This is a genomic window from Paracoccus maritimus, from assembly GCF_025195095.1.
GTDB lineage: Bacteria > Pseudomonadota > Alphaproteobacteria > Rhodobacterales > Rhodobacteraceae > Paracoccus > Paracoccus maritimus.
Window position 1 is genome coordinate 89,567 of record NZ_JANAVZ010000007.1, and the last position, 16,208, is coordinate 105,774.

12 protein-coding genes and 2 pseudogenes are annotated in these 16,208 nt (G+C 64.4%); 4 read left to right on the plus strand and 10 right to left on the minus strand.

Going from position 1 to position 16,208, the window contains the following annotated elements; genetic code table 11:
* Positions 1 to 28 precede the first annotated feature (28 nt).
* The 7 genes and pseudogenes from selB to MU516_RS19540 all read right to left on the minus strand — a co-directional run.
* Positions 29 to 1,885: pseudogene (gene selB / locus MU516_RS13240) on the minus strand (selenocysteine-specific translation elongation factor); the annotation flags it as partial.
* Positions 1,882 to 3,258, minus strand: a complete 1,377-nt coding sequence (selA, locus tag MU516_RS13245; protein ID WP_260277698.1) for an L-seryl-tRNA(Sec) selenium transferase — start codon at positions 3,256 to 3,258, stop codon at positions 1,882 to 1,884. The pseudogene selB and the gene selA, both read right to left, overlap by 4 nt.
* On the minus strand, positions 3,258 to 4,172 hold the full coding sequence (gene fdhE, locus MU516_RS13250; RefSeq protein ID WP_260277699.1) for a formate dehydrogenase accessory protein FdhE: 915 nt from the start codon (positions 4,170 to 4,172) through the stop codon (positions 3,258 to 3,260). Before fdhE ends, selA begins: the two co-directional genes overlap by 1 nt.
* A 45-nt stretch (positions 4,173 to 4,217) precedes the next feature.
* Positions 4,218 to 4,904: a formate dehydrogenase subunit gamma gene (locus tag MU516_RS13255; RefSeq protein ID WP_260277700.1), complete on the minus strand. Its 687-nt coding sequence runs from the start codon at positions 4,902 to 4,904 to the stop codon at positions 4,218 to 4,220.
* Positions 4,904 to 5,869: a formate dehydrogenase subunit beta gene (gene fdxH / locus MU516_RS13260; protein WP_260277702.1), complete on the minus strand. Its 966-nt coding sequence runs from the start codon at positions 5,867 to 5,869 to the stop codon at positions 4,904 to 4,906. The genes MU516_RS13255 and fdxH overlap by 1 nt, the downstream gene beginning before the upstream one ends.
* A pseudogene (gene fdnG, locus MU516_RS13265) lies at positions 5,866 to 8,337 on the minus strand (formate dehydrogenase-N subunit alpha); the annotation flags it as partial. The pseudogene fdnG and the gene fdxH, both read right to left, overlap by 4 nt.
* Positions 8,338 to 8,349: 12 nt before the next feature.
* Positions 8,350 to 8,949 (minus strand): twin-arginine translocation signal domain-containing protein, encoded by a 600-nt coding sequence (locus MU516_RS19540; protein WP_486651770.1) that lies wholly within the window; start codon positions 8,947 to 8,949, stop codon positions 8,350 to 8,352.
* Between the two features lie 347 nt (positions 8,950 to 9,296).
* Here MU516_RS19540 and MU516_RS13270 point away from each other — a divergent pair, with 347 nt between their 5' ends.
* From MU516_RS13270 to ampH, 4 genes are all read left to right on the plus strand, one after another.
* Positions 9,297 to 10,139: a putative selenate ABC transporter substrate-binding protein gene (locus MU516_RS13270; protein WP_425606861.1), complete on the plus strand. Its 843-nt coding sequence runs from the start codon at positions 9,297 to 9,299 to the stop codon at positions 10,137 to 10,139.
* Between the two features lie 5 nt (positions 10,140 to 10,144).
* Positions 10,145 to 10,801, plus strand: a complete 657-nt coding sequence (locus tag MU516_RS13275; RefSeq protein WP_260277705.1) for an ATP-binding cassette domain-containing protein — start codon at positions 10,145 to 10,147, stop codon at positions 10,799 to 10,801.
* Complete coding sequence (locus MU516_RS13280; RefSeq protein WP_260277706.1) at positions 10,791 to 12,305, plus strand: PhnE/PtxC family ABC transporter permease; 1,515 nt, start codon at positions 10,791 to 10,793, stop codon at positions 12,303 to 12,305. Before MU516_RS13275 ends, MU516_RS13280 begins: the two co-directional genes overlap by 11 nt.
* Before the next feature lie 99 nt (positions 12,306 to 12,404).
* Positions 12,405 to 13,535, plus strand: coding sequence for a D-alanyl-D-alanine-carboxypeptidase/endopeptidase AmpH (gene ampH, locus MU516_RS13285; RefSeq protein WP_260277707.1), 1,131 nt, complete (start codon positions 12,405 to 12,407; stop codon positions 13,533 to 13,535).
* 8 nt (positions 13,536 to 13,543) lie between these two features.
* Here the strand turns inward: ampH and MU516_RS13290 are convergent, their stop codons facing one another.
* The 3 genes from MU516_RS13290 to MU516_RS13300 form a co-directional block, all read right to left on the minus strand.
* Complete coding sequence (locus MU516_RS13290) at positions 13,544 to 14,242, minus strand: NUDIX hydrolase (protein WP_260277708.1); 699 nt, start codon at positions 14,240 to 14,242, stop codon at positions 13,544 to 13,546.
* On the minus strand, positions 14,239 to 14,655 hold the full coding sequence (locus MU516_RS13295; RefSeq protein ID WP_260277709.1) for a DUF983 domain-containing protein: 417 nt from the start codon (positions 14,653 to 14,655) through the stop codon (positions 14,239 to 14,241). The genes MU516_RS13290 and MU516_RS13295 overlap by 4 nt, the downstream gene beginning before the upstream one ends.
* A gap of 106 nt (positions 14,656 to 14,761) precedes the next feature.
* Positions 14,762 to 16,156 (minus strand): diguanylate cyclase, encoded by a 1,395-nt coding sequence (locus MU516_RS13300; RefSeq protein WP_260277710.1) that lies wholly within the window; start codon positions 16,154 to 16,156, stop codon positions 14,762 to 14,764.
* Between the last annotated feature and the right edge of the window lie 52 nt (positions 16,157 to 16,208).

Sequence of the window (16,208 nt, forward strand, 5' to 3'; positions counted from 1 at the left end):
CCCTGTGTGGATTGATGCGACGCAGATCGCCCCGGCGCAAGGTCACGCCCAGACGATCGAAGAAATCCAAGATCTCGATGGCCACCTTGCGGCCGTTCATGACGCGATCGCGAAATGCAGGCGCGCTGAACCATCCATCCTCTGACGCGGCTGCCACGTCCTGTGCGATCTCGACCATCTCGGCCGTGACCGCGCGCGCGAAGAAATGGTCGCGTGCGATTTGATCGGTTCGGCCAAGTTTCTGGGTCAGTTTCATGACGCGACGGATTTCGCGTTCGTCGACGTCCAGTTCACCCGCAAAATCGCGGACACGCGGTGGCCGAAAGCGGTTCTCGCCGATCAGCGCTGGGGCGATCCGCGCCCATAGCGCCTCATCGTCTGAGGACAGCTTTACCTCGTGCCCCGGCAGGCGAACGAAGGCACCATCCAGCACGATGCGGGACGCTTCCGCCTCAGACTGAAGGAAAGCCAGATATGCAGGCTTGGGCAGCCTGGGGTGCAGCGATAGCCGCAGCTTCTCGCGGCCCAGACCCGGCAAGTCCGGGTTCGCCTCATGAAATTCGGCAAGGTTTTCGGACATTTGTGTGCGCAGGGCATTCAGCTGCGTGCCAGACAACGCAAGCTCGCCGATCCGTTCGGCAGAACTGATCGAGATGGCGTCATCGCGCGCGTCCTCGGACAGGCCCCGATCACGGCTAAAGACGTTCAGATCGACCGGCGCGATGGCCAGCATCGCAGACAGTGCCTGGGCCGGATCCTGGGCCGTTGCCGCAGCGATCAGGGCAAGCCGATCCGGCGCGCGGCGTTTTCGCGCCGGCCCGCGCAGGTCGAGGAACACTCCCCCGCCGATGGTCCGGCTGGCCGACACGTCACGCAGGATGAACCGGTCCAGCACCAACGCGGCGACGGGCCGATCCAGGACGATCTGCACCGGCCCGCTGCCGCCCGGTGGGATCGGATTTGCCAGCGGCACGATCCGTGCTCCGGCCTCTGTCGCGTGGCTGTGCAGACGGGCTGGAAACCAGGTGCCGACGGGCTTCGGCTCGGTCGGCAGAACGGTAAGGGTCGCGTCGATCCGGTCGGTCGGCGCGTGCAGCGCCGGGGCCAAGACCACATCGCCGCGTCGGATTGCCGCTTTCGTGACATGCTCGCCCGCAAGGTTCAGCGCGCAACGCTGCCCCGCCAATCCTTGGGTCGCCTCGCGGTTCTGCGCGTGAATGCCACGCACCCGCGCGCTAAGGCCCGACGGGCTGACAATCACCTGATCGCCGACAGCGACGCGACCGTTGACGACAGTGCCCGTCACCACCGTGCCCGTTCCTGGCAACGTGAAACTGCGGTCCACCGCAAGGCGCAGCGCACCTTCGGTGCGGCGCGCGGCGATCCCGGCCTCGGCTTCTCGCAGCGCCAGGCGCAGTGCCTCTATCCCTTTTCCCTCCCGCGAGGAGACCGGCAGGATCGTCGCATCCGCGAGCCCGCTTCCGGCGATCGCGGTACGGATCTGGGCCGTCACCTGTGCTTGCCGTGGGGTATCGACAAGGTCGCATTTGGTCAGCGCCACGATTCCCTGCGTGATCCCCAGCAGGTCAAGGATCGCCACATGTTCCCGCGTTTGCGGCATCACCCCGTCATCCGCGGCGACGACCAGCAAGGCCATGTCGATGCCGCCCGCCCCCGCCAGCATGGTGTGGATCAGACGTTCATGCCCCGGCACATCGACAAATCCGGTGATCGCGCCACCCCCAAGATCTGCATAGGCGAAGCCCAAGTCAATCGTGATGCCGCGCGCCTTTTCCTCGGCCAGCCGGTCGGCATCGGTTCCCGTCAGCGCCTTGACCAGCGCAGTCTTGCCGTGATCGATATGGCCTGCCGTTCCGACGATCATAGCGCTGCCATCGCGTCCAGCAGGGCGTCGTCGTCATCAAGGCAGCGCAGGTCCAGGATCAGCCCGCCGTCACGGATATGGCCGATGACCGGGCACGGCAGGGCGCGCAGATGCGCCGACAGGCGATCCGGTGCGTCCCCGCCCTGACCCGTCAACCGCAACCCGGCTGATGGAATCGTATCCACCGGCAGGGCGCCCGAGCCGATCTGGCTGTCGCAGTCGCATGGTCGTGCTGCATATCCTAGCGGTTCAAGCAGTGCGGCGATTTTTGGGGCAAGTCGCGCCGCCTGCGCGGCGATCTGGTCGTAGGGCCGCGACAGATCGCGCAGGGTGGGCAAACGTGTGGGCAGACGATCCGGGTCGCGGTACAGATGCAGTGTCGCCTGCAACGCGGCGATGCGAATCTTGTCCAGGCGCAGCGCACGCTTCAGCGGGTTCTTGTTGATCTGCGCGATCAGGTCGCGACGCCCCACGATAAACCCCGCCTGCGGCCCACCCAGCAGCTTGTCGCCTGAGAATGTGACCAGATCGGCGCCCTCGGCCACCGCCTCGGCAACGGTCGGTTCGCGCCGAAGCCCATAGGCGGACAGATCCACCAGCGATCCAGCGCCCAGATCGTTCAACAGTGGTATGCCCGCCGCCCGGGCGATCCCTGCCAGTTGCGGCGCGGGCACTTCGGACGTGAATCCCTGGATGCGGTAGTTAGATGTGTGCACCTTCATGATCACGCCGGTGTCGGCGGTGATCGCGCTTTCGTAGTCGCGCGGATGGGTTCGGTTTGTGGTGCCCACCTCGACCAGTCGCGTGCCCGCGCGGGCCATGATGTCGGGCATTCTGAACGCGCCACCGATCTCGATCAGTTCCCCGCGCGAGACGATCCCCTCGCGTCCCTGACCGAAGGTGTTCAGCGCGATCAGCACCGCGGCGGCGTTGTTGTTGACGATGGTTGCGTCCTCGGCGCCGGTCAGTTCGCGCAGCAATCCGCGCAGATGATCGTCACGCTGGCCGCGTCCGCCGCCGTCCAGATCGAATTCCAGCGCCAGCGGCGCGGCCATCGCTGTGCGGGCTGCCTCGATTGCCTCGGGCGCAAGAATCGCGCGGCCCAGATTGGTATGCAGTACCGTGCCGGACAGGTTCAGCATCGGACGCAGCGTGGATCGCGCAGCCTGGGCCAGGTCTGCCGCCAGAAGATCCGGCAGCCGGGCGGCCTGATCGTCGCCGCAGGCGCCATCGCGGATTGCGACCCGTGCCGCGTCCAGCCGGGCGCGGGCGGCGGTGGTGACCGCAGTGCGGCCATGCTCTTCGATCAGCGCGTGTCCGATGTCCGACTGCAGAAGCTGATCGACCGAGGGCAGGGCGCGAAACCCCGTCATCAATATCCCGCCAGATAGGGGTTTACCCCACCGCGACCAAAGCCCGTCTCCTTCATCAGAAGGTCCAGTCCCAGACTGCCGACGTCGTCGGCGATCGGGTCGAGGCTGTGGTTCTTGCCCAGATACATGATCTTGACCCAGCTATCGCATTCGGAACAGATTTCGGCTTTCACCGCCGCCTCGTCTGTTTCGACCGAGCGGTAGCTGATGCCCTTGGTCGATCCGCAGCACAGGCACTTGATTCGCACCTCGTTCCATTGCGTCGCGCAGCAGGCGCAGGTGGCATAGCGCACATTCTCGATGCCCTGCGCGGCCATCACGCTGGACGTCGCGGGACGACCCCCGCAGGTGGGGCAGGTGCCGGCGCGGATCGGGACCAGCGATGATGCATCCAGCGATGCAGCGAGCCGCCCCATGTGAACCTGCACCGCCGCAGCGGCGAACAAATGCGGGGCGGCGCTGTCTTCCGGGATGCGATCCGACAGGATGTTTTCCAGCAGCCAGTGCCGGTCCGCCAGATCCGAGGCCAGCACCGCCTGCAGCGCCAGTTTCGCAGGCTGCGGCATGTCCAGTGCCTGCGCCTGATCGCACAGCGTCATCAGCGTTTCGTGCAGCACCTCATCGGTCGCCAGAGCCTCGCGATCAATGGGCGGCATGCGATAGGTGCGGGCCTGTTCAATCCGTTCGGCCGGGATCGGATCGGGTTCTGGCAGTTCGTCGACCAGACGCGCCTGCAGCGCGGTCAGTTCGCCAAGGAAGGCAAGATAGGGGCCAAGTCGGGGATCGTGTTCGGCCAGAAACAGGAACCGCCGCGCGCGCGTCGCGAACAGGCGGTCCGGATCGGGCAGGAATGCCAGCGGCGGCGTCGGGACGCCACCGATGACGGAAGGGTCGGGCTGAATGGAAGTCGCCATGATCTCTCCGGGCCGGACCGGCCACTGAGGGTTGCGTTGCAGTTACTATTCTGCCGGCCCCTTGCTGGAACGTCCAGCGACCTCGCGCAGCCATTTGCGATGATGCCGCCATGCCCAACCGCCGGTGACATCGCCGCGTGTCATCGCGCGCAGGGTGCCGCGCACCCAGAAGGCCGCGAACACGTGCAGGATGAAGACAAGGATGATCGCGACGGCGGCCAGCGCGTGAACTAGCGTCGCGACGCGGCGCACCGGGATGGAGACGAGCCCGGCAAAGTACTGCTGCCACATCATGATGCCGGACACGATCAGCACCACGATCAGCACCGACATCGCCCAGAAAATGAATTTCTGTCCGGCGTTGTACTTGCCCATCTCGGGCAATCGCTCTTCGTGGCCGGTCGCAACATCGCCGATCCGCGACACCCAGGTGGTGTCTTCGGGCTTGGGCAGGTTCAGCCGCCACATCTGCAGGAACAGCAGCAGGAAGCTGAAGAACAGAACCACGCCGATGATCGGATGAAGCCAGCGCGCAATCTGTCCGCTGCCGAACAGGCCGGTCAGGAAGTAGAGATGCGGTGAAAAGAACGCCAGACCCGACAGCGCCAGGACGATCAGCGACAGCGCCGTCACCCAGTGGTTCAACCGTGTGATGCCGCGATAGCGGCTGACGCGCACCGGGTCGGTGCTTTCGATGTGATCTGCGGGGTCGGAATAGAGTGGCTTGTGCATCAGATTCCCTCCCGGTCCTGCACCAGCCGTTCGGCAGCCTCTTCCTCTTCGGGTTCGACCTTGTTGCGGGTGAACAGGCCCATCAGGACGGCGCCCGCAGCCGCCACGCCCATTGCTGCCATGCCGGCCGTCTTGGTGACGCCCTTCCAGCCTTCGACAATGGGCGAGATGCGCGGGTTTTCAGCCAGGTTGCTGTAGATCGAGGGCTTGTCCGCGTGGTGCAGAACATAGAAGACATGCGTGCCGCCGACGCCTTCGGGATCGTAGATCCCGGCGTTCTCGTAGCCGCGCGACTTCAGATCCTCGACCCGTTCATTGGCCAGCGCCGTCATGTCGTCCTTGGTGCCGAAGGTGATCGCCTTTGTCGGGCAGGCTTTGGCGCAGGCAGGCCCCTGGCCGACGGCGACCCGATCCGAACACAGGGTGCATTTGTAGCTTTTGTGATCGACCTTGCTGATGCGGGGAATGTCGAACGGACAGCCGGTCACGCAATAGCCGCAGCCGATGCAGTTGTCGTGGATGAAGTCCACGATGCCGTTCGAATACTGCACGATCGCGCCGGGGGCGGGACAGGCCTTCAGGCAGCCCGGATCCTCGCAATGCATGCAGCCATCCTTGCGGATCAGCCACTCCAGTTCGTTTGTGGCGGGATTTTCCCATTCACTGAACCGCATCAGGGTGAACATGTCCGGCGTCAGATCATGCGGGTTTTCGTAGCTGCCGATATTCTCGCCGATCTCGGGATGGGTATCGTTCCATTCCACGCAGGCCGACTGGCACGCCTTGCAGCCGATGCATTTGCTGACATCGATCAGCTTGGCGACCTTGGTCAGTTGCCGCGTCGGCTGAGGCACATCCGGCGTGGCCGAGATTCGGACCACGTCGGAGGGAAGCAAGTTCGATTCAAGCGGCTGGACGGGCGGGTTCGCCGCCGCTGTCGTGGGTTGAGGTGCGGTATCGCTCATGCCACCGGCTCCTCTGCTGCGGGTTCGATATTGACGAGGAACGCCTTGAATTCCGGCGTTTCCACGTTCGCGTCACCGACGAACGGCGTCAGGCTGTTCGGCCCCCAGCCCTTCTTGGCGGCACCCATGAAGCCCCAGTGCAGTGGAATGCCCACGACATGGACGGTCTTTCCGTCGCATTGCATCGGCTTGATCCGCTTGGTCACCACGGCCTTTGCCCAGACCTGTCCCCGCTTGCCCCAGACACGCACCCGGCTGCCGCCGGTGATACCCTTCTCGGCCGCCAGTTCCTGGCTGATCTCCACGAAGAACTCGGGCTGCAACGAGGCGTTCACCTTGTTGTGCTTGGTCCAGTAGTGGAAATGTTCCGTCAGCCGGTAGGACGTGGCGACGAACGGGAATTCTTCGCTGGTCGCGAATTGCTCGGCGTCGTCCACGAAGACCCGGCTGACCGGGTTGCCGCGCATCTTCGGGTTCAGGACATTCGCGATCGGGCTTTCGAACGGCTCCATATGCGTGGGGAAGGGGCCGTCCCGCATCATCCCGCGGGTGAACAGGCGCGATGTGCCCTCCTGGTTCATGATGAAGGGCATGACCTCGCCGGGCTTCGACGTCACGCCGATATCGGGCACATCATAGCCTTCCCATTTCTCGCCGGTCCATTCGATCAGCTTGCGATCGGGATCCCACGGCTTGCCCTGCATGTCGGCCGAGGCGCGGTTATACAGGATGCGCCGATTGACCGGCCATGAATAGGACCAGTTCAGGAACATCCCCGCATCGCCGGGATCGGAATTGTCCCGCCGCGCCATGTTGTTGCCATCCTCGTTCCAGCAACCCGAGAAGATCCAGCAGCCGCACATGGTCGAGCCGTCGTCCTGCAACTGGGTGAAGTTCTTCACCTGCTTGCCGGCGGCAACCAGCGTGGTTCCGGGATTGGCCGGATCTTCGATGTCGCGCAGCGCGCGGCCATTCATCTCCTTGGCCAGTTCCTCGGGCTTGGGGTCCAGCGGATCGGCATAGTTCCAGCTGAGGTTCAGGATCGGTTCGGGAAACACCCCACCTTCATCCTGATAAAGCTTGCGCAGCTTCTGGAACAGGTTGGCCATGATCCAGGTGTCGTTCTTCGCCTCGCCCGGAGGCGAGCCGCCCGGCCAGTGCCATTGCAGCCAACGGCCCGAGTTGACCAGCGCGCCTTCGTCCTCGGCAAAGCAGGTCGTCGGCAGTTCCAGCACCTCGGTCTGGATCGAGGCGGAATCCACGTCGTTGTACTGACCGTGGTTTTCCCAGAAATGCGCAGTCTCGGTCTCAAGCGGGTCCATCACGACCAGCAGCTTCAGCTTGGACAGCGCCTCTGTCAGCTTGGCCCGGTTGGGGAAGGCCATCAGCGGATTGAAGCCCTGGCAGAAATACAGGTTCACCTGTCCCTGCTTCATCAGCTCGAACATCCGCAGGACGTCATAGGTCGGCACGTCCAGCTTGGGCAGATAGTGGTAGGCCCAATCATTCTCGGCCGTGGCGGCATCGCCCCACATCGCCTTCATGAAGCTGACCATGAACTTGGAATAGTTCTGCCAATAGCTGGTCTGGCCCGGTCGAAGCGGCTTGAACTCCCGCGTGGACATATAGGTCTGCCAGTCGGGTTCCCGTTCGGTCGGGATGTTCAGATAGCCGGGGATCAGGTTCGACATCAGGCCCAGATCGGTCAGGCCCTGGATATTCGAATGCCCCCGCAGCGCGTTCATCCCGCCGCCGCGCATGCCGATATTGCCCAGGATCAGCTGCAGCATCGCCATGCCGCGGATGTTCTGGGCGCCCTTGGAATGCTGCGTCCAGCCAAGCGCGTACATCGAGGTCATCACCCGATCAGGCGCGCTGCATTCACCGATCATCTCGCAGATCTGCAGATAGCGGTCCTTGGGCGTGCCGCAGACATTTTCCACGAATTCGGGCGTATAGACGTCTACATGAGCCTTGAGCAGGTTCCACACGCAGCGCGGATCCTGAAGCGTCATGTCCAGCTTGGCATAGCCGTCATCACCGATCTGGTAATCCCAGTCCGCCTTGTCGTAGTCGCGCTTTTCCTCGTCATAGCCGCTGAAAAGCCCGTCGGACCAGCCGAAGCCGTCCTTCACCAGCAACGCGGCATTGGTGAAGTTGCGGACATATTCCCACTGTACCTTGTCGTTTTCGATGCACCAGCGGATCACGCCCATCAGGAAGGCGATGTCGCTGCCCGGACGGATCGGGGCATAATAATCCGACACCGAGGCAGTACGGGTATAGCGCGGATCGACGACGATCAGCTTGGCGCCACGCGTCGCCTTGGCTTCGGTCACCCATTTGAAGCCGCAGGGATGCGCCTCGGCGGCGTTGCCGCCCATGACGATCACCAGGTCGGTGTTCTTGATGTCGGTCCAGGCGTTGGTCATTGCGCCACGGCCAAATGTTGGAGCCAAACTGGCTACCGTAGGGCCGTGTCAGACGCGTGCCTGGTTGTCGAAGCCGACGATTCCCAGTGACCGGACGGCCTTGTAGGTCAGCCATGCGGTTTCGTTCGTGGTGGCGGAGGCCGCAAGAAACCCGGTCGTGGTCCAACGGTTGACCGGCACGCCGGCCTCGTTGACCTGCACCAGATTGGCGTCGCGGTCGTCCTTCATCGCGCGGGCGATCTTGTCCAGCGCCTCGTCCCAGGTGACATCCTGGAACTCGGTGGCCCCTGCAGCGCGATAGCGGGGCCGGGTCAGGCGTGTCGGGGCCTTGACGAAATCCTTCAGGGCCGCGCCCTTGGGACACAGCGTGCCGCGATTCGTCGGATGGTCGGCGTCGCCTTCGATGTGCATGATCTCGGCGATTTCGCCGGCTTTCACATCGCCCTTGGAATACATGATGATCCCGCAGGCGACCGAGCAGTAGGTACAGGTGTTGCGCGTTTCCGTTGTCGTGGTCAGCTTGAAAGCCCGCACATGCGCCGCTTCCGCCGCCTCTGCCTCGCCGAAGCCCATGGCCCCCAGCGAGGTCGCCGCAACCCCCGCACCTGCCAGCCTTAGAAAGCCGCGGCGCGTCAGGTCGATATTCATGGGACCCTCCACTTTGCCTGTCATCACGATAGGTACGAAATCATCGTGCGAAGCTGACTTTCGCAAGTCAAGAGAAACCATCCCGGACAAACCACTTGTGATTGATCGCGCCTCTGGCAGCTTGTCCCTGCTTGCGGCGGCCTGCGGTGAACTGCTATTCTTTCCGCAGGCAGACCGATGCGCCGGCGGCGCTCGGGGTGGTGTCTTGCAAGATGCCGCGCTCTCCGTCAGGGGTTTGTCGGGAGGATGAGTGGCGGCGCAACCCCAGGGCGCCAGGGTCCCCGTCCTTCCCGAACCCACAACAACGGCTGATGAGGTCCGCCATGCGTCTTTTGCCCCGCCTGTTCATGTCCGCCTTTGCGCTTGCCGCCATGCTTGGCAGCGCCCATGCGCAGGACACGTTGTATTTCTCGGCCATCCCGGACGAGGACGAGACACGGTTGGCCGAACGCTTCGACAAGGTTGCCGATTACCTGTCCGAACAGCTTGATGTGCCGGTTCAGTTCGTGCCGGTGAAATCCTATCCTGCGGCGGTTACCGCATTCCGCAACGATCAGGTTCAGTTGGCGTGGTTCGGTGGGTTGTCCGGCGTGCAGGCAAGGTTGCTGGTGCCCGAGGCCCGCGCGATCGCGCAAGGGGACGAGGATCAGAAATTCGTCAGCTATTTCATCGCCAATACAGATACCGGTCTGACCGAATCCGCGGATTTTCCCGCTGCGGCCAAGGGCATGTCCTTCACCTTCGGGGCCAAGACCTCGACCTCGGGACGGCTGATGCCGGAATTCCATATCCGTCAGGAAACCGGCGAGGCGCCCGAGGATTTCTTTGATCGGGTCGGATTCTCGGGCGATCACAGTCAGACCCTGCGATTGGTGGCGTCCGGCGCGTGGCAGATCGGTGCGCTGAACTTTGCCGTCTATGATCAGGCCGTTGCCGACGGCGCGCCCGAAATAGAGACCGCGAAGGTCATCTGGAAGACGCCGCCCTATCCCGACTATAACTGGACCATCCGGGGCGATGTGGATGCGCGTTGGGGGGAAGGGTTTGCCGACAAGGTTCAGGCCGCCTTGATCGGAATGGATGACCCCGATCTTCTGGCGGCATTCCCGCGCACGCGGTTCATTGCGGCATCGAACGAAGATTATGCCCCGATCGAGAAGGTCGGACGCGAGCTGGGCCTGTTGGAGTAGGCCGCTTGCACCTGCTCGACGCCGCGGATCTGGGCTATGGCGCCGCGCCGGTGCTTCGTGGCGTCACCCTGCATGTCGCGGTGGGTGAGCGGGTGGTGCTGCTGGGCCGCAGCGGCGCGGGCAAGTCCACGCTGCTGGCTGCTGTCCGGCAGGCTTTGCTGGATCAGGGGCGACGGGTCGCGCTGGTTCCGCAGGATCATGCCCTGGTCCCGCAGCTTTCCGCGCTGCGCAACGTGCTGATGGGCCGGCTGGACGATCACGGTGCGGTGTATAATCTGGCCACGCTGATCCGCCCGCGCCGCGCCGACCGCGACGCGGCGATGACGGTTCTGGATCAGGTCGGATTGTGCCCCGAGGCTGATCGCGCCGTCGAGACCCTGTCAGGCGGTCAGAAACAGCGCGTGGCGCTGGCCCGCGCGCTGTATCGCGGCGGGGATGTCCTGGTCGGTGATGAACCGCTGTCGGCGGTCGATCCCGCGCAGGCCGACAGGCTGGCAGGGGTGATCCGCGACGCGTTCCCGACCGCCATCCTGGCATTGCACGATGTTGACCTGGCCCTGGGCTTTGCGACGCGCCTGATCGGTCTGAAACACGGACAGGTGCTGCTGGACGGCGCCCCTGATATTCCGCGCGACCTGATCGAGGCACTTTATGCGCGCTGAGCGGGTGTCACGGCTTGGTATCGTCGCGGGGTTTCTGGCTGTCGCGGCGCTGTGCCTGCCCTTCGCCGATCTGCAGCAGGCCGGGCACGACCCGTGGGCGGCGCTTGGGCGCATGGCCGCCGGGTTCCTGCGGCCCGATTTCGGTGCCGTCGAACAGATTTTCCGCGCCGTCGCGCTGACCATCGCCTTTGCGGTCGCGGGTGTCGCGGCGGGCGGATTGGCCGGCTTGCTGATGGCACCATTCTATCGGTTTCGCGTGGTGCGCTGGACCTGCATCGCGCTGCGCTCCGTGCACGAGCTGTTCTGGGCGCTGATGCTGATGCAGGTGACCGGAATGGGTGTCACCACCGGCGTTCTGGCCATCGCGCTGCCCTATGCGGGTATCTTCGCCAAGGTTCTGTCAGAAATCCTGGACGAGGCCGATCCGCGCCCCTCGGAATGGTTGGGATCAAGGGTCGATCCGCTTAGCCGGTTCCTTTGGGCGCGAGCGCCGCTGGCTCGGCCCGAGATGGTGAACTATGCGCTTTATCGCCTGGAATGCGGGTTACGGTCGTCGGCTGTTCTGGGCTTTATCGGTCTGCCCACGCTGGGGTTTCAGCTGGACAGCTTCTTCAAGCAGGGCGAATACGGCGCGGCGGGGGCGATCATGGCGATCTATATCGCGCTGATCGCCTTGGTCCGTGTCTGGATGCGCCCGCGACTTGTCTGGCTGTGGCTGATCGCTGCCATCGCGATGCTTTCGCAGGTCAAGGCGCCACCGATGGGATCGGGGGTTCTTTGGCGGTTCCTGACACATGATATCGTGCCCGCGCCGCTGCGGCAGGGCGATCCGGCAGGGCTGTGGGCGTGGCTGTCCGAACTGACCCGCGACGCGATCCTGCCGGGCCTGTTCGCGACGATGCTGGTCGCGCAGTTGGCGCTTGTCCTGGCCGGTCTGATTGCGTTCTTTGCCCAATCGCTGATCGTGCCGCGTGTGACGGGTCGCGCCGGCGCGATGCTGGGCCATCTGGTGCTGGTGATCCTGCGCAGCTTTCCCGAATACATGCTGGCCTATCTGTTCCTGCAGGTCTTCGGACCTTCGATGCTGCCCGCGATCCTTGCGCTGGGTCTGCATAACGGTGCGATCATCGGGCATCTTCTTGGACGGCAGGCCGCCGGGTTGGCTCTGCGGCCCGACGCCCCGTCAGGGCTGACGCTGTGGGGGTGGGAGATCGTGCCGCGCCTGTTTGGCCAGTTCGTCGCGCTGTGTCTTTACCGGTGGGAGATCATCATCCGCGAAAGTGCCATCTTGGGCATTCTGGGGATCGCCACGTTGGGGTTCTATCTGGACGACGCCATCGCGGAACTGCGGCTGGATCGCGCGGTTGCGATCCTTGTCGCGACGGGACTGGTCACCGCTGGCATCGACATGCTGTCGCGCAAGCTGCGGGCAAGGCTGGGTGCGGGTCACTTGCGCACAAGGCTGCGCAGGCGCGAAGGTGGCACCGCCGCCGCCGCGATCTGAGACGCTTGACCTCGATAGCCGAATGCATCTTCCTTTACCAAGGTTCGCGTCTGGGTTGTGATCGGCAGACCATCACTTTGGGTAAAGCAGGAGGATGGAATGAACGTATGTCGTGGGGTTCGGTGGACGGTTCTTGCCGCATTACTGATCTGGTCCGCGCCGGCGACAGCGGATCAGCCGATGCTGAACGAGGCAGTGGACTTCGGTGGACAGGTCCTGTGGCTGGAACTGGGTACACCAGCCCTGATCCTTGCCGTGACGCAGGACGGCGACCGTCGCATCGCAGGTTTTGGCGAGGCTGCGCCGGGGCAGGGCGCGCCCGATGGCGGAACGCTGATGCGGGTGGGGTCGATCACCAAGGTGTTCACGGGCGCGATGTTGGCACAGATGACCGCCGAGGGAGACGTCAACCTGACCGATCCCTTGACCGAATACCTGGATTGGCCTGATATCGATGCGGCCGACGGACCCGTAATCCGCCTGATCGATCTTGCGACGCATGGTGCCGGGCTGCCGCGCGAGGCCGACCGCGAACCCGGTCCGGACGATGACCCGTTCGCCACGCTGACCGAGACGGCCTACCGCAAGGCAATTTCAGAGCAGCCGCGACTTTTCGCGCCGGGCAGTGGCATCAGCTATTCCAACATGGGATTTGATCTGCTGGCCATGACCTTGGGGCAGGTCGGCGGGCAAGCCTATCGCGATCTTCTTCGAACACGGCTTCTGGACCCGATCGACCTGAAGAACACCGTCTTTGCCCCGCGCGAAGGCGACCGGCTGATGCAAGGCCACGGATTCCAGGGCGAGGCGTTGCCCGATATTCCCACGACAGCCGTCATGTCGGGGGCCAGCGGGCTGTATTCGACCGCCGACGACATGCTGACATGGCTGGAATGGCATCTGGCGGAGGATGCCGGCACGCTGCCAGAGGCGCGGCTTTTGGATCACGCCGCCTGGGTGCCGCGAGATGGACGAAGCCCGGTCTTCGCGATGGACGAATCCGGCCATATGGACGCGATGGGGCTGGGCTGGGTGATCATGCGGCCGGATGCCGGACGACCGCTGATCCTGCAAAAAGCCGGTGGGCTGCAGGGGATGTTTGTCTATCACGCTTTCGCCCCGGCCCACGATATCGGGGTATTCGTCGCGATTAATCAGTTCGATTTCGACGCATCTCTGGCCATTGCGGCATTCGCGAACGACCTGATGGCGCAGCTTGCGGGGCGTTGATCGTTTCGTCAGGCGATCTGGGAAAATCGCGGTGCAGCACCGCGATTATCGAAGAACGGCACGGTGTCGGCCTGCGGCAATGGTGCGTGATACGGCACCGCCCCGGCCAGTTCGGCGATTTCCGCCAGAACCACCTCGGTGATAAACGGCAGGTCCAGCGCGCGGGCGTCTGACAGCGGAACCCAGTGCAGATGCGAAAGCTCGTCACACGCGCGGCCGAAATCGTCCGGATCGCCGCAGATCGTCGCGGCATCGGCAAGAAAGAAGCGCGCGTCGAACCGGCGCGGGCGACCCGGTGGCGTGATGGCGCGAAAGACATACTGCAGGCCCGAGGCGTCTGGTCTTAGCCCGGTATCGGCATATCCCGGCCAGCCGCAGAGTGGTCCCGTGTCGGAGCCGATCAGCAGTCCTGTCTCTTCCGCCAGTTCGCGCAGCGCGGCGGCGGCGATGGCGTGGGGGTCCGCACAGGCGTCGTCGCGCGGGTCGCACAGCAGACGGCTGCGATGCGGCTCGGTCAGTCCGTGCGCCATCGGCGCGGTGGCGTCGGCTGCGTCGACGGCGCCGCCCGGAAACACATATTTCGATGGCATGAATACCGCAGACGCGCCGCGCATTCCCATCAGAACCGCGCCGCCGCCCGCGTCGCGACGCAGCAGGATCATCGTCGCGGCATCCCGGATCGGCATGTCCGGCGTCTGTATCGTCATGATGAGGCGGGCTCGGCCGCATCACCGAAACCATGCATGCGCCGAGCCCATTGCAGCCCGATCATTGCACCCTTGATGCGCGGCAGCAGCAGCAGCGACAGCGCAATGGCACCCAGCCCGAAGGTCATGATCATCGTCATCGCCGAAGGGCGCCACGCGATGAAGCTGGCCAGCAGGATAGGGGCGCCAAGATGCGAAACCAGCAGGATCGTCAGATAGGCCGGTCCGTCATCGGCACGCTGGTGGTGCATCGCCTCGCCACAGGAAGGGCAATGGTCTGCCACTTTCAGATAACCCTTGAACAGTTTTCCCTCGCCGCAGGCGGGGCATCGGCCACGCGTCCCGCGCAGCATTGCCTGCCCGTTCGGACGCTCGGCATCCGCCATGTTCGTGGAAAGCTGCGATTGCGTCATGCGCTGCTCCGTCTGAATCGGGATCCCGTTCGGTCCCCGTTTCCGTCAATCTAGTGCCGGAACAGGCTTTCCGCCAGTCCTGACGGGACACAGGTATCGGCCGCACTCAGGCCGCGTGTTCGGCCTGCGCCAGCATGACCCGGTTCCGCCCCAGCGCCTTGGCCGACATCAGCGCACGATCCGCGCGTTCCAGAGACATCTCGGCAAGGCGTTCGGGCTGGAAGGTCGCAGAGACGCAGCGACCGATTGCGACGCCTGCGGAAAGTGTTATTCCGACATGTCCGCCGCCCGAAAGATCCGGCAGCATGACGGGGCGTGCTTCGACCACCCGACGCACCTCTTCGGCGCGGGTCCAGGCTTCGCGCTCGCCCATGCCGGGCAGGACTGCCAGAAATTCCTCGCCGCCGAGGCGCGCGGTGATCCCACTGCTGCCGATCACGGCCTCAAGGCGGGCCGCCACATCGCGCAGAACGGCATCGCCTGCCGCATGACCGTGACAGTCGTTGATCCGCTTGAAGCGATCCAGATCCAGGGCCATGACAGCGAAGCTGTCCTTTTCCCGCAAGGCGTCGCGGGCGATCTCGGTCAGGCGGGGCAGGGCGTAGCGGCGGTTGTACAGCCCGGTGAGGGGGTCGGTCATGGCCCACAATCTGTTGCGCAACGCGTCTGCCCGGCGCTGATCACTCTGCTTCTTGCGGGCCAACTGCATCTGCAGGGCCAGCGTGGCAACCTCGACGCCCGGCTCGCCGCCCAGGTCGATGGGCAAAACCTCGCCCGCGCCAAGATCCAGCGCGATCGCGGCCAGCTCGGCCCGATGGGGGCCGGTCGCGATCACGAAGGCGGCATCGCGCGAGCCTGACCGGGACCGCAGTTCGGATAGCAGCCGTAACCCGTCCCCGCGCGTCTCGATATCCGCGGCGATCAGATACAGATCGGCGGCGCGACCCGCAGCGGCGGCGGCCAGCGCTTCTTCAGTGTTGCAGATGCTGAAGCGGCTGTTCAAGCGACGTTGCAGCATGTGCCGCCACAGCAGTGCCCGTGCCGCGCAATCGGCGACCAGCGTGACGCCGGATGTAACCGGCTGACCCGTGAATTCTGCCTGTGCTTCGGCCATGGACCGCTGCGGTTCGTGGCCGGCGTTTGTATCTCGCAACAGACCCCTGATCCGGGCCAGCAGCACCTGCTCCTCGACCGTGGGTTCAAGCACCGCTGCAGCACCCGCCCTCAGTGCGGGCAACATCGCGGCCTTGCCGGCAAGCATCAGGACAGGGATCCGGGCGAGGTCGCGGTCTCGGGCCAGTTCCTCGCAAATCTGGACGGGGTGCGGGGCGACGAAGCCGCCTCCCAAGATGATCATGTCCGGACGCGCGGCGCGCGCCTGCTGCAGAAGTTGGGCATACGTCCCCGCTGTCACCACATCATGGCAAGCGGCAGCCAAGCGCACCTTCAGGGTGATGCGGTTGGTGGCCATCCCATCTGCGACAAGGATGCGAGCGGTCATCGGACGTGTCGCCCTCTTTACAAGCGTTGCTTCCAGGCTGAACCCTTTCATC